The organism is Halalkaliarchaeum sp. AArc-CO (assembly GCF_024972735.1).
In the GTDB taxonomy this organism is placed as follows: Archaea; Halobacteriota; Halobacteria; order Halobacteriales; family Haloferacaceae; genus Halalkaliarchaeum.
Genome location: NZ_CP087723.1, coordinates 178,471 through 196,704 on the forward strand (window position 1 = coordinate 178,471; position 18,234 = coordinate 196,704).

Sequence of the window (18,234 nt, forward strand, 5' to 3'; positions counted from 1 at the left end):
GGAGCTGTCCCCATCTCCCACATTTATGCCCCGCCACGTCGACCCCACTGACATGGCTTTCCACGAGATGGACGTCGACACGATTTGGCTGAACGGAGAGTTCGTGGACTGGGAGGACGCCACGACCCACGTTCTCACCCACGCGCTCCACTACGGGACGGGCGTGTTCGAAGGGGTTCGCTGTTACGACACCGAAAACGGCCCGGCGATATTCCGGTGGGACGAACATCTCGATCGTCTCTACGACTCCGCGAAGCCGTACGAACTCGACATCGGTCACACTCACGAGGAGTTGACGGACGCGACGCTTGAACTCCTCCGTCGAGAGGGGCTCGAGAGCTGTTACATCCGGCCGATCGCGTACTACGGCTACCACTCGCTTGGCGTCTCGCCGGGCGACTGTCCCACCGACGTCGCGATCGCCGCCTGGCCGTGGGGGGCGTATCTCGGCGAGGAGGCGCTCGAAAACGGCGTCGACGTGATGGTCTCCTCCTGGCGGAAGCACGCCTCTTCACAGATTCCGACGAACGTGAAGACGACCGGGCTGTACGTCAACTCGATGCTCGCCGGCGAGGAGGCTCGGCGGAACGGCTACGTCGAGGCAATCGTGCTCAACAAGGAGGGCAACGTCGCCGAGGGTCCCGGAGAGAACCTCTTTATGGTGAACGACGGCGAGATCTACACCACTGGCCCGGCCCAGAGCATCCTCGAGGGGATCACCCGCGACACGGTGATCACGCTCGCCGAGGAGCGCGGCTACGCGGTCCACGACGAGGCGGTCATCTCCCGGGGACAGCTATACACCGCAGACGAACTGTTCTTCACCGGCTCCGCCGCGGAGGTCACCCCGATCCGGAAGGTTGACAACGTCGAGATCGGCGGCGGCACCCGGGGACCCGTCACCGAGGAGATCCAGCAGGCGTTCTTCGAACTCGTCGAGCGGAAGACCGACGCCCACGACGACTGGTTCACCTACGTCTAGAACACGCCGAACACGAACGCGAGCCCGACGAGTATCAGGACGACCGCAGTCAACGTCGGCAGATACGGCGTGTACTGCTCGATGCGCTCGCGGTGGGTCTGATACCCCGCGATCAAAAGCAGCGTCGGCGCGAGGATCGCCAGGATCACCGCAACCGAGTAGACCAGCATCAACTCGAGACAGAACTCGGTCCCCGCACAGATCGCGAGGATCTGGAGCGGCTCCTCGTGGGCGAACCCCAACAGGAGGGCGGTCATCCCGAGGGTTCGAAGGCCCCCTTCCGCGTGGCTCTCGTCGAAGTGGTCGTGGCTGCCGTTTCCGCCGGGGAGTCGAGCACGGATCCGGCCGAGCAGCCCGGGTTCGTCGTTCTCGTCGTGATCGTGATCGTGGTCGTGATCGTGATCGTGGTCGTGATCGTGATCGTGATCGTGGTCGTGGTGGCCGTGTCCCCCGCTCACGTATTCGTGGATCCCCAGCAGGATCAGCATCGCACCGGCGAGCGGTTTCATGTACGGCCCCTCCGCGAACGCGGCGAACCGGCTCACCGAAAAGTACGCGACCACGAGCGCCACGCTGCTTATCAGGTGGCCGACGCCGAGGACCATCCCGGCGATCGTCCCGCTGATCCACTTGCGCGGGCGATCGAGTGCGTAGGCCGCGGCGATCGGCCAGCCGTGATCCGGCAACACGCCGTGTATTACCCCGAGTGCGACGACGCCGACGACGAGCTCTACGTCCACGTCTGTTGATCACCGGCGACTGGTGAAATGGGTTGTTACTACGCGATTGCCGATCCCGTATTATCCGACGGTCCCGGCGCCGAACCGCGATGGCGAACAGTATATCCTCCTCCGGGACCCAGCCCTCGGACATGCGTACCAGTCTGACGGTTCCCGAGGACCTTCTCGCGGAGTTCGATGAAACCTGGCAGTCGGAGGGGATCGACTCCCGGTCTCGGGCGATTCGGCAGGCGATGTCCGAATACGTCCAGCGGCACCACACGCTGGAGGCTGCAGACGGACGAGTCACCGGCGCGATTGTCACCGACTACGACCACCACGCCGCCGTCGACCGGATGTACGACCTCCAGCACGAGTACGATGACGCCATCATTTCCATCAGTCACGCCCACCAGGGAGACTGGTGTCTGGAGACGCTGTTCGTCGACGGCGACGCCGCCCGGATCAGGGAACTGGTCTATCGACTCAAGAACTTCGACGGCGTTCGGCGCGTCCGAACGATGATGCTTTGAGTTCTCCGGGTTCGCTTTCGGTTGGCTACCGGTCGCCCGGCTCTCCGGATCGCGTTTCGCTTCTGTTGCCGTCGGTGGCGTCACGACCCAGATCGTCCCGCTGCCCGACATCGATCCTGGTCTGAGTTGATCCGTCGGTCGACTCGTCGAGGGCGTCCTCCTCGTCTTCGACGGGGATCTGGTGTGGCGACTCCGCGAAACCCGCAGAGAGGATCCGGGTGAGCGCTTCCTCGGTGGTCTCGCCGGTGTGGTCGATCCGTTCGGGCTCTACTTCGATCACGAATCCGGAGGTGATGTTCGGGGCGGTCGGCATGAACAGCACGACCTTTCCGTCGCGGGTCCGTTTTCCGGTTTTGAAGGCGGTCATCCGGATGCCGGCCCAGGTTTCGAGGTACACCGGCGCCTGGAGGTCCTCCGTTCCCGAGAGGGCGGTTTCCACGGCCAGCTTCGAGGCGTTGTAGACCACTCGCAGAGCGGGCAGCCGGTTCATGAAGTCGTCGATCTGCTCCTCGGCGACGCGACCGAGCGTGGTTCGCATGAAGTACCCCGCCGCGAGGACGACGGTCGTGAACACTGTGAGTGCGATGACGGTCCGCGCAATCGGGACGAGGCTCGCCGGAACGCCGAGGTCGACCAGTTCGATCGTCCCGATGAGGGGGACCGACGCGACGTATCTGTAGATCCACCTGAGCACCACGAGCACAACGAGCAGCGGAACCAGCAGAATCAGGCCGCTCGCGAAGTCGCGCTTCCAGGTGGACATCACCCCAGTTTCGGTTGCCCCGGCATAAGGTACTTTCGAGAGACGACACGTCGGCACGTCCGGCGGTCGCTTCCCGCGGCGTCGAACCGTCGGCGTGGAGTATATACCGCCGGATCGCCTACGGATGGCCGTGACTGTGCGGCCGACGGCACTCGATGGGCCGGTGTTCGGCGTCGACGTGCAAAGCGGCGACATCCGGGGGGATGCACCCTCCTATGCGCTCGTCGTCCTCGAGGAACGCGAGGTCGACGGGGAACGCGAAGAGCGGCTGGACCGCGACGTTGTTTCGTTCCGGAAGCTCTGCCGCCTCATCGATCAGCACGAGCCCACCCGGATCGCCACAGACAACGCCTACGAACTCGCCGAAGACAAGGACGCGCTGGTTCAGTTCCTCCAGTCGCTGCCGGCGGGGACGAAGCTGGTACAGGTGACCGGCGCCCAGCGCCCGGAACCGCTTTCGCGGGTCGCCGACCGCTACGGGGTCCCGTACGGCAAACAGCCGATGGAGGAGGCGGAGGCCGCCGCCCGCCTCGCGGCCGGAAACGTCGGCCACGAGGTGACCGCCTTCACCGACACCACCACCGTCAAGGTCGCCCGCGGTCGCTCGACGGGCAAAGGGGGCTGGAGCGAGGACCGGTACACCCGGCGGATCCACGGCAGCGTCAAAAAACGGGCCCGGGAGGTCGAGTCCGAACTCGAGGACGCCGGCCTGGAGTTCACCCGGGAGGTGACCGAAAAATACGGCGGTTTCTCGAACGCGATCTTCACCGTCGAGGCGCCCCCCGAGGAGATCCCGGTGTCCCGCTCGCGGTCGGGAGACACCCGCGTCGAGATCGAGCGCGAGCGCCGCGACGGTATCGAGTACGAACCGCTCGTCAAGCGCCGGGATCGGGTGATCGTCGGTATCGATCCCGGGACGACCACGGCGGCGGCGATCGTCGACCTGAACGGGGAGCCGCTTTCGGTGTACTCCTCCCGGACCGCCGACGCGGCGACGGTCACGGAGTGGATCGTCGAACGCGGTCGCCCGGCGCTGGTCGCGGCCGACGTGACGCCGATGCCCGAGACGGTCGAGAAGTTCCGCCGGTCGTTCGACGCCGCCGGCTGGACGCCCGACTCCGACCTCCCGATCGACGAGAAGCTCCACCGCACCCGGGAGGCCGCCTACGACAACGACCACGAGCGGGACGCCCTCGCGGCGGCGCTGTTCGCCTTCGACGCCCACGAAGCACAGTTCGAGCGCATCTCGCGGAAGGTTCCCGCCCGCGTCGACACGGACGAGGTGATCGCCCGCGTACTCGCCGAGGAGACGAGCGTCGAGATCGTCCTGGAGGACATGCTCGAAGCGGACGACGACGCCGACGCGGAGTCGGACGCGCCACAGGAACCCGAGCTCACGGAAGAACAACGGGAGATCCGCCGGCTCGAGCGCCAGGTCGAGCGTCTCGAGGACCACGTCGAGGACCTCAGGGAACAGCTCGATGAAAAAGACGAGACGATCGAGGAGTACGAAGAGAAGCTCTCGTCGGCGCGCCGAAAGGAGCGTCGGGAGGCGCGGCGCCACCGGGAGGTCACCCGGCTCGAGCGGAAGGCCGAGCGGCTCGAACGCGAACGCGACGAGGCCCGCGAGGAGGTCGAGGAGCTCGATCGGAAGCTCGATCGGGTCAAGACGCTGTGGAAACTGGACCACGACGACTTCTCCGACGTCGCCGAGGGGCGCGGGCTGGTGTCGGTGAAGGTGCTCGACCAGTTCACCAAAGGCGAGATCGACCGCGTCAAATCCGAGTACGGGCTGGTGCCCGACGACGTCGTCTACCTCCGGGACGCGTCGGGTGCGGGCCGGACGACTGCGGAGCTGCTCGCGGAGACGGAGCCGCGTGTCGTCCTCAAGGAGGGCGGGCTCTCGGAGATCGCCGACGCGATCCTTTTCGACCGGGAGATCCCCGTCGCGCCCGCCGACGACGTGACGATCCAGGAGGTCGACGAGCTGGCGGTCGCCCGCGAGCGGGACGTCGAAGATGCGATCGACGACTGGCACGAGCGGGCGACCGACCGGCGACGACGGCAGAAGGCGGAGATGGTCGACCGGCTCATCAGCGAACACCGCGCGGAAAACGGTGGCCCCTAGGTTTCGGTTCCCGAAATCGTCTTCCGAAGCTTAGCGTTCGGGTCCGGAGCCGTCCTCGGTTTCGTTTTGTGTCTCCTCGAGATGGCTCCGAATCTCCCTCACGAGATCGTACTGCGGGCTCACGCCGCCGAGCACGAACAGCGCGTAGTAGCGCAGATACGTCTGCACGGGCACCGCCACGAGAACGGTTCCGACGACCACGATCGCCAGCACGCCCACTGAAAAGAACCCGAACGCGAGCAGTTCGACGACCTGGACCGCGAGTACTTCGAACAGCACGAACCCGACCAGCAGGAACACCACGAGCAGGGGGATCCCAACGAGGATGGCGACCGCAAGATAGCCCACAGCGAGGACCACGCCAGCGAGCAAGCCGAGCACGATCCTCGCGAGCAGGTACAGCCCGTATTCGCGGAGTTCCCCCCGGAGTTCCGGCCAGAACTCCTTCCAGGCGTCGACGAGTCCACTGTCGCTCGCGATCATCACGGGGACGACGAAGTCGGTCGTGAGCCGGTTGGCGAGCCAGAGGACGACGCCGACGACGAACAGTGCCGGGAGGAACACAAGCAGGAGCAGGACGCCGGCGGTCCCGAACGCGGCGGGCAAAAGCGCCACGAACAGCGCGCTGGCGAGTGCGAACAGGCCGACGACCAGCCGGAAGGCGAAAAGCGAGACTCCCGGCGAGGCGGCCGGGGGGATCCGGCTCCACAGGCTGGCGTCTGCAGTCCGGAGTTGCTCGACGAAGACAAACTCGAACAGTGCCCCGAGATACAACGACACCAGCCCGCCGACCAGAATCACTGTCCCTACGACGACGAATTCCGGGGTCCCGAGCGCGGGGAGGAGCCCACCGGGGCCGACGATCGGCCCCGGGAGATCGACCCCTCCGGTGCCGACGTTGTAGTTGAGGTCGAACCCCGTGGTGCCGCCGACGAAGAACGCGGCCACAGCGAGGGCGAACCACCGGCGCAGCGAACGGGGCAACAGCAGGCGTTTTGTAGCGGCAAACGCGTCCCGGAGGGACTCGGTAACGTGGGACATGTGAGAGCGATTCGTCGCGTGCACCTATAAAAGTCGACTCGCAGCGAAGGACCGCACTCGATCCGTCGGTGGCCTCTCGTAGCGTTCAAACGCCTCCGGCGTCTACTCGCCCCCGATGGACGCGGCCGGGGTTCGGGATCGGGCCGGGGAGCTTCCGCGGGAGCCGGGGGTCTACCAGTTCCAGGCGGGCGACGCCGTCCTGTACGTGGGCAAGGCAGTCGACCTCCGGGATCGGGTCGCCTCCTACGCCGATCCCCGAAGCCGGCGGGTCCGCCGGATGGTCGAGTCCGCCGACGCGATCGACTTTGCCGTCACAGACACAGAGGCCCAGGCGCTGTTGCTCGAGGCGAACCTCATAAAGCGTCACGCCCCGCGGTACAACGTCCGCCTGAAGGACGACAAGTCCTACCCGCTGGTTCAGTTCACCGACCACCCCATCCCCCGGATCGAGATCACCCGCGATCCCGCGGATTCCGCGACCGTCTTCGGTCCGTTCACCGACAAGGGTGACGTCGAGACTGTCGTGAAGGCGATCCGAGAGACGTACGGCCTGCGCGGCTGCTCGGACCACAAGTACCGGGGGCGGGACCGACCGTGTCTCGACTACGAGATGGGGCTGTGTTCCGCGCCGTGTACCGGAGAGATCGACGCTGCGTCCTATCGGGAGGACGTCGAGAGCGCTGTGCGGTTTTTCGAGGGGGAGGCCGGCGTTCTCGCGGACCCGATCCGCCGGGAGATGGACGCCGCCGCCCAGGAGGCGGCCTTCGAGCGCGCCGCCCACCTCCGGGATCGGCTCTCCGTCGTCGAGGCGTTCCACGGCGGCGGGGGCGAGGCCGTCCAGTCGGGAACGGACGCCGGGGAACAGCACGTCGACGTGCTGGGAGTCGCCCTCGAGGGAACGACCGCGACGGTCGCCCGGCTCCACAGCGATCGCGGCCAGCTCGTCGACCGGTCACGTCACCGGCTGGACGTCCCCGAGTCGTCGGAGGGAGCGGAAGCGGGAGCGACCACCGACGGGGACCCGCCGGAGGCGAGCCGGAGCGCGGACGTGCTTGCGGCGTTTCTGACCCAGTATTACGCCGAGCGGGAGCTCCCCGACGCCGTGTTGCTTCCGGAGCGACCGTCGGATTCCGAGGTCCGGGAGTGGCTGGAGGCCGCCGGCGTCGCGGTCAGGGTCCCCGGCGCCGGTCGGGAGGCGAAGCTGATCGATCTCGCCTTGAAAAACGCCAGAAAAGGCCCCGAACGCGGCGACGAGCTCGGTATTCTGGCGGACGCGCTCGGAATCGACCGCCCCGAACGGATCGAGGGGTTCGACGTGAGCCACGCCGGGGGTCGTGCCGCCGTCGGCTCGAACGTCCGGTTCGTCGACGGGAGCGCAGAGAAGTCGGGCTACAGACGGAAGCGGCTCTCGGACCGCAACGACGACTACGCCAACATGCGCGAGCTGGTTTCCTGGCGGGCTACCCGGGCGCTCGAGGGGCGCGACGACCGGTCGGATCCGGACCTCCTTTTGATCGACGGCGGCGACGGCCAGCTCGGCGCCGCCCTCGACGCCCTCGAGGCGACCGGCTGGGAGGTCCCGGCGATCGCGCTCGCCAAGGAGTCCGAACTCGTAATCACCCCCGAGAGAACCTACGACTGGCCCGACGACGCTCCCCACCTGCACGTGCTCCAACGCGTGCGAGACGAGGCCCACCGGTTTGCGGTGCAGTATCATCAGACGCTCCGGGACGACGTCTCTACCGCACTCGACGGAGTGCCGGGGGTCGGCCCGGAGCGCAGAAAGCGGCTGTTGCGCCGATTCGGCAGCGTCGAGAACGTGCGTGCAGCCTCCCGGGACGATCTGCTCGACGTCCCCGGCGTCGGCGACCGGACGGCCGACGCGATCGAAGAACGGCTGTGATGCCCGAAGGAACTGCAGAGAAACCGTCCTCAGCGGTCCGTTTCAGGCGATCTCGGCGTACTGATCCGAGAGCTTCTCGGCGGCCTCGTCCATCAGCTCCCGCTCGTAGTCGTCGAGCTCCCACTCGATGACCTCCTCGACGCCGCCGGCACCCAACTTCGCCGGGACGCCGAAGGCGGTGTCCTCGTAGCCGAACTCGCCGTCGAGCACCATCGAGCACGGCAGCACCTCGCCGGTGTCTTCCAGAATCGCCTCGACGGTATGTGCGACGCCGGTTGCGGGCCCCCACTGCGTGGCGCCCTTGCGTTCGATGACGTCCATCGCAGACTCCTGGAGGTCCGCGAGGATCTCTTCTTTCTCGTCGGCGTCGAACGCGGGGTCGCGACCGTTCACTCGCACCTTCGAGAAGACCGGCACCTGCGCGTCGCCGTGTTCGCCGAGGATCGTCGCCTCGACGTTTCTCACGGGTGCATCGAACCGCTCGCCGAGCACGTACCGGAAGCGAGCGGAGTCGAGGCGACCGCCGAAGCCGATCACGGCCTGACGGTCGCGGTCGCCCGTCTCGTAGAGATGTCGGTTGAGCAGGTCCACCGGGTTCGACGTCGTGACGGTGACGAAGTCGTCGTTGTGCTCGGCGACCGAGGAGCCGATATCCTCCATGATCGGCGCGTTATCGCCCGCGAGGTCGATGCGGGTCTGGCCGGGCTGGCGCGGGATGCCCGCGGTGATGACGACGACGTCCGAGCCGGCGGTGTCCGAATAGTCCCCCTGTCGGACGCGCGTGTTGGAATCGTAGGCGATCCCGTGGTTCGTGTCGGCGGCCTGGCCGACTGTCTCCGGCTCCTTGTCCGGGATGTCGACGAACACGAGCTCGTCGGCGACGTCCCGCAGCGCGAGGTTGTATCCCGCGGCGGCTCCGACGGTTCCGGCGGCTCCGATGATGCTAACTTTCGTCATACCACGTAAAACGGCACCGGGGTGGCAGGTAATCGTTTCGGATACGACGCGAGAGATCCTCAGACGCCGAAAAGGAATTCGATATGTGTCGAAAAAGTCGTGTTTTCAGCGTCGGTCACGGCTGCGGTGGCTCCCCGTCGTAGGCGTCGTGGTCGGCGTAGAAGTTCAGCATCGCGAACTTGAGCTTCCCCGGCTGGAGGTCGAGCAGTTCTTCCCGTTCCTCGGGTGGGAACGTCCCGCGCACGGAGTACTTCCCCATGTCGGCGTCGGTGTACCGTTTGTCGATCAGTACCCGGACGCCGAAGTCGGCCGGCGATCGGATCACCCGCCCGATCGCCTGTCGGGTCTTTCGGATCGTCGGGATCTCGACGGCGTAGCGCCAGCCGGGGTCGTCGACGGCCGCGTCGGCGTACGCGTTGTCGTAGGCGTCCTGGACGGCCTCCATCCGCTCGGACAGCTGGGGATACGGAACCCCGACCACTACGACCGTTCGGGCGTCGCTGTCGTCGAAGCTCACCCCCTCGGTGAGCGTTCCCCACAGGGAGGTAAACAGGGCGGCGTCGCCGTTTTCGACGAACTCCTGCCGGAGCTGTTCTGTCGGCGTTCCCGCCTCGTCGAGTCGGAGGTCTCCCAGATCCCCGCCCGCGTACTGCCCGATCCCGTCGCCCCCGCCCAGCAGTTCGTAGTACCTGGTTGCCTCCCTGTAGGAGGGGAAAAACAACAGGGTGTTTCCGGGGGTAAACCGGATCGCGTCCCGGAGGGTTTCGGCGATCGTCTCCTGTGTCTCGGGGTCGTCGCGGGCCGAGGAGAACAGCGGCGGCGTCTCGACGGCGTAAGTTCGCCGGTTCTTTTCGGGATACGCCAGCCCGAACGACATCGTCGCCGGGTTCTCCAGGCCGAGCACGTCGCTCGTCACGCCGAACGGGCGCAGCGTCGCCGACAGCAACACGGAGGCGGCGACCTCCTCGAAGAGCCCGCCGGTCACCTGCCGCGGGATGCAGGTGTAAAGCTCCGCGCGGCCGTACACCTCGTCGGTGCCCGCGTCCCGGCGCACGCCGACGAGGGGGTACTGGCCCAGCTCGGAGCGCTCGTCCATCCACGCCGAGACGAACGTCGCCGCCTGGAGCGTCCCGGATTCCTTTCGGGTGGTCGCGTCCCCGCTTTTGTACGACTCCGCGTACTCCTCGTCGAGTCGTTTGCCGACCTGGACGGCGAGTTGTAGCTCTGCGTCGATGCCGCGTCCCTCGTAGCGGTCGAGAAACGACAGCGTGAGCTCGTCGGCGCGGTCGTCGTTGGCGATCGGAACGTCCTCCCAGTGGTCGCCGATCCGTTCGCGGTCGCCGAACCCCAGTTCCTCCTCGTATGTCTCGACCAGTGCGTCGTGGAACGCCGAGAGGACGTTCCGGGCCGCGTCCGCCCGCGGATCGTCCTCCAGCTCATCGAGCTCCTCCAGCGCACTGGCGAGAGTGTTCTCGGTGAGTGTCCGGGTGGCGTAATCCCGGGCGGCCGACTCGACGTTGTGCGCCTCGTCGAACACTGCGATCACCTCCTCGGGGTCGCGGCCGAGCCACCGGAAGAACTGCTCGCGGATCGTCGGATCCAGCAGGTGGTGGTAGTTACAGACGACCAGATCGACCTCCTCCATCCCTTCCTTCAGGAGTTCGTACCCACAGAGCCCGCGCTCGTCGGCGTACTCGTAGATCTCTTCGGGGCGGCGCACGTCGTCGAACAGCCACGCGAAGAACTCGTCGGTGTCGGCGGTGAGATTGTCGTAGTAGTACTCGCAGGTGTTCCCCTCCTGTAGCGACTCGACGCGGTCGTCCAGCGAGTCGATCCCCTCGACGACGTCCTCGCGCGCCTCCGCGGCCGCCGCGTCCCCGTCCTGGGCCCGATCGAGCAGCTCCCGCTGGCGGGCGGCGAGCTCGCTCCGGTCGCGTTCGGCGTCGACGAGCGACCGGGTCGTGTCCCGGAGGGTCTGGCACTCCTGGTAGTCGACGTCGATGTGACACATCGACGACTTCCCTTTGAATACGACCGCCCGTATCGGCTCCGTGGCTGTGATCGCGCGGGCGTCCTCGACGAACTGTCGCATCTGCTGGTGGACGTTCGTCGTGATGACGACCGTCCGGTCCTCCTCGCGGGCGTGCTCGAGAGCCGGAACCAGCGCCGACAGGGTCTTGCCGGTTCCGGGCGCTCCCTCGAAGAGGACGTCCTGGCCGCGGGCCAACGCGTTGGCGATCCGGTCCATCGCCTCCCGCTGGTTGGGATAGGGATCCTCGTACGGGAAGAACCGCAGGTATTCCGGCGCTGTCACTACTGGAGAGTCTCTCCTCACCCAAGTAAAACGTACGGGCGAAACGGGGGATCAGATGCCCTTCGACCGACTTAATATTTAAAACTATCTCCCGCGTGTGGTGGATCTGCCCCGCCGAGATACCGCTTTTCACCTTCAGGATGTCTTCGTACCCATGGCAACGGAAACAGCGACTGCGACCGGAACGAGTACCGATTACAGCACGTGGAAAACCGGAGTCGTCGGCGGCCTCGTCGGCGGCGTCGTCTTCGGAGCGATGATGTCGATGATGATGCCGGCCGTGATGGAGGGAGCGATCCCCGGCATGTACGGGCTCTCGGGCGGGCTGGCGGGATGGTTCATTCACATGAGTCACTCGGCGGTGCTGGGCGTGGTGTTCGCGGCGATTGCGGAGGCGAAGCCAACGATCGCAGCAAGCACCGGATCGAGCGTCGGGGCGGGCGTGGTCTACGGGATCGTCCTGTGGGCGGTGCTGGCCGTGATCGTGATGCCGATCTGGGTCGGTGCGGTGACTCCCGCGGAGCCGCCGTTCCCGAACCTGAACTTCCAGAGCCTCGTGGGTCACGTCGCCTACGGCGCATTGCTGGGCGGCGTTTACGCGGCACTGCGTGAGTGACGCCCTGCCGTTCGGGTCCATTTTTTTGGCGGATCGTTCCGATGACGGTTGTCTGACGCATCGGTGACGTTAATACCTCCGGAGTACCTAGGCGGGCTAACATGGAAGAGAGCATCTCGGGGTTCAAAGTGACCGGCGACTGGGGCGAAGTCGTCGAACACGGCGAGCGGATCACCCGCGCACTCCGGGAGAACGGTTGCGACGGACAGGCGTTCGAGGAGTGGGACGAGTGGCGCCCCAAGGTCCACGAGCGGCTCCGGGAGGACGTAAGCGAAAAGACCGCAGAGCAGGCCTCCATCGACGAGGGGGAAGGGGAAAAGGCCGGGAAGGCGGCCGGGGAAGACATCCAGACCGCCGGCGAGAAGCTCTCGGAGTCGTACGAACGGGTCGAGGAGGGTGACGACCAGGGGGCGATCGAGCGCTGGAGCGAGTCGATCGACTACGTCGCCCGTGCGGCCGACTCCGCCGGCCGGAAGGCGATCCGGACCGTCGAGGACACGGTGTATCAGAAGGTGATGACGCAGCTTGCACCGTACTACTTCGATAACGAACTCGTCTCGGCGAACATCCAGCGGACCACCCGCGGGAACGGCGAGAAGTTCGTCTTCGAGGTGAACGTCAACGACGACGAGCTCAAAGACGAGGTGAGCGAGAAGCTCTCGGAGTACGAAACCGAAATCGATCGGTGGCACGTCGCCACCGAAAAGGAGACGTCGGTCGCCGAGGCGGTCGAAGGCGTCGAACCGCCCGAGGAGTCCGAGGAGCCGGAGCCGACCACGAACTAGCGGTTCGGACATGCCCGTCGAACGCTCGCTGTTTTTTTCGCGGGTCAACACTCAAGGGACTGTCTTCCGAGCGGTAGGGTGTAATGTACCCACGACTAAAGTCATGGACTTTCTCCCGCGAGGGGTTTCGGCCCACAATTCGGCAACTCGTAGGCGGGCTACACGCCAGCAGTTCCCCGTGTGGAATTACTCTATTCCACGGGCGGGTACTCCCGAGCGGGGGTTTGTCTCCCGCCGAGGTACTGGGGTATGGAAGCCCACTCTCCAACGTGGAGGGGCTGGCTCACACCGCTTTAATTCTCGGTGGACTCGAACGCGGGTGTTTCGCGGGCGGGGTACCCCGCCTCGGAGGGACAACGACATCGTCCCCGAGTTTCGGCTCATCGCCGGGACGGTCTGTCCGGGGCCGCATTACGCCGGCCCGTACTGGGAGACACATTTGGCCTCCCAGCACTACTATGGCAGACGTTCACTCGGGCGATAAACGTAATGATTCGAAACCAGCCGACCGAAGCGCGGTGGTCGGCCGCGCCCCCGGCGCGCTCCTCCCACGACTGAAGTCGTGGGTTTCCGCGCTGTTCCAACTATGAACGACCTCCCCGACGAGGACGACGCGATCGTTCGGGTGGACGCCGGCGAGTTGACCGCCGACGAGATCATCGACGCGCTCGAGTCCGGCTCCCGCGTGATCGTGACGGTCGACCTGTTCGGCAGCACGACCGACATCGCCCTGCGACACGACGGCGAGGTGTATTACTGTGACACGCCCACCAGGCTCCACAAACACCGGCTGGAGTCGGAGATGCGCTCGTGTATCGAACGAATGGGGTACGGAAAAACGGACGACGGGTGACCGATCTGCGGCCGGCGCACCCGACGGTAAGCCTCTCCCCGACAAGGAAGCTTAACGTCTCCACGGCCACACTCTTGCGACATGAGTACTGACAGCGACGTCGATGCGACCCTGAGCCCGGGGGAAATCGACTTCCAGCACGTCCTGTCGTGCGTGTTCGGGATCCAGGACCACGAGAGCCGGACGTATCTCGTGTTGCGATCGAACCCGGGAAGCACCGTCTCGGAACTCGCGGACGCGCTGGAGCGCGACCGGAGCAACGTCAACCGGTCGCTGACCGCGCTGATGGAGAAAGGCTTCGTCGAACGCCAGCGTCGGCTGCTCGACTCCGGCGGGTACATCTACCAGTACACCGCGATCCCGCTTCCCGAGGCCAGAGCGTTGCTCCACGAGACGCTCGAGGAGTGGGTGAAGAAGGTTCACGACCGGATCGACGAGTTCGGAACGGAGGGTCGGCCGTGAGTCGGAACTCCGCCGACGACGAGGTGGATTCCACCGCCCTCGCGCTCGACGCGCCCGCGCCGGCGGTCCCCGACGACGCCGACGAGGGCGTCTGGCTCGGCTGCATCGACTGCGGGGAGACGTACCCGCCGTTCGAGTCGGTCCGGTACACCTGCGACTGCGGCGGCCTGCTCGAGGTCCGGTACGCCGAGCCCGCCGGGTTCGACGAGTTCGGTCCCGACGGCCACTCGGGCGCCCCCCAGCGGGGCGTCTGGCGGTACGCCGCGGCGCTGCCGTTCGCGGAGGGCGTCTCGCTGCCGGAGGGGGATACCCCGCTACACCGGGTTCCGAGGCTCGAGGACGACGTCGGGGTGGCGTCGCTGCGGATCAAACACGAGGGGATGAACCCGACCGGCTCGTTCAAGGACCGCGGGATGACCGTCGGCGTGATGGCCGCCCGGCGGCTCGGCGTCGGCCGTCTCGCCTGCGCCTCGACGGGCAACACCAGCGCCGCGCTCGCGGCGTACGGCGGGCGGGCGGGCATGGAGACGCTCGTCCTTCTGCCCGCCGGCAAGGTCGCCGCCGGAAAGGTCGCCCAGGCCGCCCTCCACGGCGCGCGGATCCTCGAGGTCGACGGCAACTTCGACGCCTGCCTCGACATCGTCCAGGAGCTGGCCGAACGCGGGGAGGCGTATCTGCTCAACTCGCTGAACCCGTTCCGGCTCGAGGGCCAGAAGACGATCGGCTTCGAGATCCTCGAAGCCCACCGCGAGGACTACGGGACGTTCCCCGACCGGATCGTGCTCCCGGTCGGAAACGCCGGCAACACCGCGGCGCTTTATAAGGCGTTCAGGGAGCTTGTCCGGGCAGGGGACCTGGAGCCCGAGGAGGTGCCCGCCCTGACGGGCGTCCAGGCTGCCGGCGCGGCGCCGATGGTCGAGGCGATCGAGCAGGGCGCCGATTCGATCCGGCGCTGGGAGGAGGTCGAGACGATCGCGACGGCGATCCGGATCGGCAACCCGGTCAACGCCCCCAAGGCGCTGCCGGGGATCCGCAACACGGGCGGCACTGCCGTCGCCGTCGCAGACGAGGAGATCACCGCCGCCCAGCGCGACCTCGCGGGGGAGGGCGTCGGCGTCGAACCCGCCTCCGCCGCGTCGGTTGCGGGGCTCCGGAAGCTCCGCGACCGCGGCGTCGTCGACGACGACGAACGCGTGGTGTGTCTCACTACCGGCCACCTGCTGAAGGATCCCGACGCGGCCTACGAAGCGGGGAACGACCCCGAACCGGTCCCCAACGACGCCGACGCGGTGCTTTCCCACCTGCGAGAGTGACGCCAACGCCGATTTGCGAGGTGAGTGTTACGTCGATCGGGGGCCCGATCAGCGGTCTTTATCGCGATTCGTGGGTCAACACGAGTAGTTCCCCGTCGGTCCTGGCCAGACAGATCGGCCCGTTCGGTGCGCTGTTGAACGTCACCGTCGGCTCGGCGCTCACGAACAGTCGATCGAAGGCCCGACCGCAGGCCGGACACGCGTACTCGTCGTCGGGGTTCGACAGGTGCCAGGAGTCGGCGCCCTGTTTCAGCAGTTTCAGGCCATCGCGGTGGGCGTGGACGTCGAAGCCGTCGTCGATGTCGAGCGGTTGCACGTCACGTGAGGGCGGGTTGCGCACCGACTTAAGGGTGGGAGATCAGGGTCTCGCTTCCGGCGCGGCGATCGCCGCGAACCCGCGTTCGAAGTCCGCCTTGAGGTCCCGGACGTCCTCGATGCCGACCGACACCCGGATCAGCGAGTCGGAGATCCCGACCTCGGCCCGGCGGTCGGGCCCCAGCGGCTCGTGTGTCATCGTCGCTGGATGTTCGATCAGCGTCTCGACCCCGCCGAGGCTCACTGCCAGCGTCATCGTCTCTACTGCCTCGAGGAACGCCTTCGCGTCCCACAGGTCGCCGTCGAGTTCGAACGACAGCACCCCGCCGTAGCCGTCCATCTGGCGGCTCGCGAGTTCGTGTTGGGGGTGACTCTCGAGGCCGGGGTAGTACACCTCCTGCACTCGCTCGTGCGCCTCGAGGTACTCCGCCAGGGCCAGCGCGTTCTCCTCGTGTTGTCGCATCCGGACGCCGAGCGTCTTGAGCCCGCGGGCGAGCAGGTAGCTGTCGAACGGCGCGAGGCCGTTCCCGAGTGCGACCTGCTGACGGAAGCCCAGTGCTTCTGCAACCTCGGGGTCGTCGGTGACGACGGCGCCGCCGATCCCGTCGCTGTGGCCGTTGAGGTACTTCGTCGTGCTGTGTGCGACCAGGTCGGCGCCCAGATCGAGGGGCCGCTGGAAGTACGGGCTCGCGAAGGTGTTGTCCACGCCGAAGACGGCCCCGTGTTCCGCTGCGATTTGGGCGATCGCTTCGACGTCACACAGGTGGATCAGCGGGTTCGTCGGCGTTTCCATCCACACCATCGCCGTGTCGTCGCCGACCGCGCTCTGAACCGTCTCGAGGTCGGTCGCGTCGACGAACTCGACGTCGACGTCGAGCTGGTCGTCGAACAGCGCCTCGAACATCCGGCGCGTCCCCGCATACAGGTCGTCGAACGCCACCAGGTGATCCCCCGGCTCGACGACCGAAAGCACCGCCGTGGCGATCGCGGCGGTCCCCGAGGAGAAGGCAAAGCCCATCTCACCGCCCTCGAGCGTGGCGAGCTGGTTCTCCACGGCGTGTCGCGTCGGGTTCGACAGCCGACCGTAGAGGAACTCCCCCGCCGACGGATCGACGTCCTCCAGGCGCAGCTCCGGATCGATCCCCGGCAGCTCGTAGGTCGACGACAGGTGGATCGGCGGCACCACGTCGCCGGCCGGCGACTCGGATCCGTCCAGCACGGCCCGGGTGTCGAATCGGGGTGTGGTATCCATACGCGAACGTTTGCCGCCCCGCCGCTAATACGTTTTCAATGCTTACTCATCTGAAATAAATGTATTATATCCAGGAGTAATCAGATGGGCGGGGAACTGCGGGGAGGCGGCGCGCGAACATGTATCTCAGGAAACGTTTATTCCTGTGGTGTGTGATTCATTCTACATGATCCCCGCGTTCACACTCCGGAGTCGTCAGGCACTAGTCATCCTGCTCGTTTTCGCGCTGCTACTCCCTGCCGGGGTCGGCACGGTCGCCGGGCAGTCATTTCAGGGAGCAGCCGGCACCGTGGTTGTCGAGGAGGGGACTACCTACGAGCAGGTCGACGGGGTCGCCGGCGCCATCGTCGTCCGGGGGACGGTTACCGGCGACGTCACCGGTGCGGCCGGGACGATCCACGTCACCGAGACCGGTGTCGTCGAGGGGAACCTCGAGGCCGCAGCCGGAACCGTCAGGATCGACGGCACGGTCGAGGGGAACGTCGACGTCGGCGCAGGGACAGTCGAGGTCGGAGAGACAGCTCGTATCGGCGGGAGCCTCCAGGCGGGTGCGGGATACATTTCGATCGACGGGGCGGTCGACGGCGACGTGCGCGCCGGCGCCGAGACGATCGCGGTCGGCCCGAACGCGGCCGTCGGCGGGGAGTTCCGGTACGACGCCGCGAACTTCGAGCGCCATCCCGACGCCACGATCGAGGGCGACGTGATCCGCGATCGGGGACTGAGCGGCGACTTCGGACCGGGATTCGGCGTGGGCTTCGACGGGTTCCAGGTCCCCACGTGGGCGAGCGTGACCTACGGGTTCCTCGCGAACCTCCTTTTGGGCGCGCTGCTTCTGTTCGCGTTCCCGCGGTTCTCGACGGGCGTCGCCGACCGCGTTGCGGATGAACCTCTCAAGTCCGGCGGCGTCGGCCTGCTGACGCTTGTGGCCGTTCCGATCGCGCTCGTGATCCTCCTGTTGACGGTCGTGGGGATCCCGCTGGCGATCGTCGGTGCGATCGCGTTCGCGTTTGCCATCTGGATCGGCGTCGTCTACGGACAGTACGCCGTGGGGGCCTGGCTCCTCGGGAATGCAGGGGTGGACAACCGGTGGCTCGCGCTCCTGGTGGGCCTTTTCGGGTTCGCCCTGCTGGGGGCGGTGCCGTACCTCGGCGGCCTGCTTTCGTTCGCGGCGTTCCTGCTGGGCTTCGGTGCCTTCGCGCTGGGGCTCCGTGGCTCGTATCGATCGCGCCGTGATGAAGGGGAGCCGGGCGGCCGCCAGGCAACTCTCGAGGAAGCCACGGGGGGTTCCTAACTTC

17 protein-coding genes are annotated in these 18,234 nt (G+C 66.6%); 10 read left to right on the forward strand and 7 right to left on the reverse strand.

Annotated features, from left to right (window positions below; genetic code table 11):
* Positions 1-52: 52 nt before the first annotated feature.
* Positions 53-982, forward strand: coding sequence for a branched-chain amino acid transaminase (locus tag AArcCO_RS01600; protein ID WP_259534627.1), 930 nt, complete (start codon positions 53-55; stop codon positions 980-982).
* On the opposite strand, the gene AArcCO_RS01605 is transcribed toward AArcCO_RS01600, so the two are convergent.
* Positions 979-1,722 carry a hypothetical protein gene (locus AArcCO_RS01605; RefSeq protein WP_259534628.1) on the reverse strand — a complete coding sequence of 248 codons (744 nt, stop codon included), beginning with the start codon at positions 1,720-1,722 and terminating at the stop codon, positions 979-981. The two genes, AArcCO_RS01600 and AArcCO_RS01605, sit on opposite strands and share 4 nt — an antisense overlap.
* A gap of 131 nt (positions 1,723-1,853) precedes the next feature.
* Between AArcCO_RS01605 and AArcCO_RS01610 the strand changes: the two genes are divergently transcribed.
* The gene (locus AArcCO_RS01610) at positions 1,854-2,234 is read left to right on the forward strand and encodes a CopG family ribbon-helix-helix protein (RefSeq protein ID WP_259534629.1); all 381 of its coding nucleotides are present in this window, start codon (positions 1,854-1,856) and stop codon (positions 2,232-2,234) included.
* 25 nt (positions 2,235-2,259) lie between these two features.
* Here AArcCO_RS01610 and AArcCO_RS01615 read toward each other — a convergent pair whose 3' ends face one another.
* Positions 2,260-2,997 (reverse strand): DUF502 domain-containing protein, encoded by a 738-nt coding sequence (locus AArcCO_RS01615; RefSeq protein ID WP_259534630.1) that lies wholly within the window; start codon positions 2,995-2,997, stop codon positions 2,260-2,262.
* Between the two features lie 130 nt (positions 2,998-3,127).
* On the opposite strand from AArcCO_RS01615, the gene AArcCO_RS01620 reads away from it, so the two are divergent.
* Entirely contained in the window at positions 3,128-5,125 is a 1,998-nt protein-coding gene (locus AArcCO_RS01620; protein ID WP_259534632.1) for a DUF460 domain-containing protein, read from the forward strand.
* 30 nt (positions 5,126-5,155) lie between these two features.
* Here AArcCO_RS01620 and AArcCO_RS01625 read toward each other — a convergent pair whose 3' ends face one another.
* Positions 5,156-6,166 carry a DUF7544 domain-containing protein gene (locus AArcCO_RS01625; protein WP_259534633.1) on the reverse strand — a complete coding sequence of 337 codons (1,011 nt, stop codon included), beginning with the start codon at positions 6,164-6,166 and terminating at the stop codon, positions 5,156-5,158.
* 115 nt (positions 6,167-6,281) lie between these two features.
* Here AArcCO_RS01625 and AArcCO_RS01630 point away from each other — a divergent pair, with 115 nt between their 5' ends.
* Positions 6,282-8,069 (forward strand): excinuclease ABC subunit C, encoded by a 1,788-nt coding sequence (locus tag AArcCO_RS01630; protein WP_259534634.1) that lies wholly within the window; start codon positions 6,282-6,284, stop codon positions 8,067-8,069.
* A gap of 42 nt (positions 8,070-8,111) precedes the next feature.
* Here the strand turns inward: AArcCO_RS01630 and mdh are convergent, their stop codons facing one another.
* Positions 8,112-9,026, reverse strand: coding sequence for a malate dehydrogenase (gene mdh, locus AArcCO_RS01635; RefSeq protein WP_259534635.1), 915 nt, complete (start codon positions 9,024-9,026; stop codon positions 8,112-8,114).
* Between the two features lie 115 nt (positions 9,027-9,141).
* The gene (locus tag AArcCO_RS01640; RefSeq protein WP_259534636.1) at positions 9,142-11,340 is read right to left on the reverse strand and encodes an ATP-dependent DNA helicase; all 2,199 of its coding nucleotides are present in this window, start codon (positions 11,338-11,340) and stop codon (positions 9,142-9,144) included.
* 154 nt (positions 11,341-11,494) lie between these two features.
* On the opposite strand from AArcCO_RS01640, the gene AArcCO_RS01645 reads away from it, so the two are divergent.
* The 5 genes from AArcCO_RS01645 (at position 11,495) to thrC (ending at position 15,369) form a co-directional block, all read left to right on the forward strand.
* Positions 11,495-11,956, forward strand: a complete 462-nt coding sequence (locus AArcCO_RS01645; RefSeq protein WP_259534637.1) for a DUF1440 domain-containing protein — start codon at positions 11,495-11,497, stop codon at positions 11,954-11,956.
* 101 nt (positions 11,957-12,057) lie between these two features.
* Positions 12,058-12,741, forward strand: coding sequence for a DUF5828 family protein (locus AArcCO_RS01650; protein WP_259534638.1), 684 nt, complete (start codon positions 12,058-12,060; stop codon positions 12,739-12,741).
* A 586-nt stretch (positions 12,742-13,327) separates the two neighbouring features.
* Entirely contained in the window at positions 13,328-13,594 is a 267-nt protein-coding gene (locus AArcCO_RS01655; protein WP_259534639.1) for a DUF8001 family protein, read from the forward strand.
* Positions 13,595-13,675: 81 nt separating this feature from the next.
* Positions 13,676-14,056 carry a helix-turn-helix domain-containing protein gene (locus tag AArcCO_RS01660; protein ID WP_259534641.1) on the forward strand — a complete coding sequence of 127 codons (381 nt, stop codon included), beginning with the start codon at positions 13,676-13,678 and terminating at the stop codon, positions 14,054-14,056.
* Positions 14,053-15,369 carry a threonine synthase gene (gene thrC, locus AArcCO_RS01665; RefSeq protein WP_259534643.1) on the forward strand — a complete coding sequence of 439 codons (1,317 nt, stop codon included), beginning with the start codon at positions 14,053-14,055 and terminating at the stop codon, positions 15,367-15,369. The genes AArcCO_RS01660 and thrC overlap by 4 nt, the downstream gene beginning before the upstream one ends.
* Before the next feature lie 58 nt (positions 15,370-15,427).
* Here the strand turns inward: thrC and AArcCO_RS01670 are convergent, their stop codons facing one another.
* Together AArcCO_RS01670 and AArcCO_RS01675 are read right to left on the reverse strand one after the other, a co-directional pair.
* Positions 15,428-15,685, reverse strand: a complete 258-nt coding sequence (locus AArcCO_RS01670; RefSeq protein ID WP_259534644.1) for a DUF7385 family protein — start codon at positions 15,683-15,685, stop codon at positions 15,428-15,430.
* A 42-nt stretch (positions 15,686-15,727) separates the two neighbouring features.
* The gene (locus AArcCO_RS01675) at positions 15,728-16,936 is read right to left on the reverse strand and encodes a trans-sulfuration enzyme family protein (RefSeq protein WP_259534645.1); all 1,209 of its coding nucleotides are present in this window, start codon (positions 16,934-16,936) and stop codon (positions 15,728-15,730) included.
* Positions 16,937-17,102: 166 nt separating this feature from the next.
* Between AArcCO_RS01675 and AArcCO_RS01680 the strand changes: the two genes are divergently transcribed.
* Positions 17,103-18,230 carry a DUF8173 domain-containing protein gene (locus tag AArcCO_RS01680; protein WP_259534647.1) on the forward strand — a complete coding sequence of 376 codons (1,128 nt, stop codon included), beginning with the start codon at positions 17,103-17,105 and terminating at the stop codon, positions 18,228-18,230.
* Positions 18,231-18,234 lie beyond the last annotated feature (4 nt).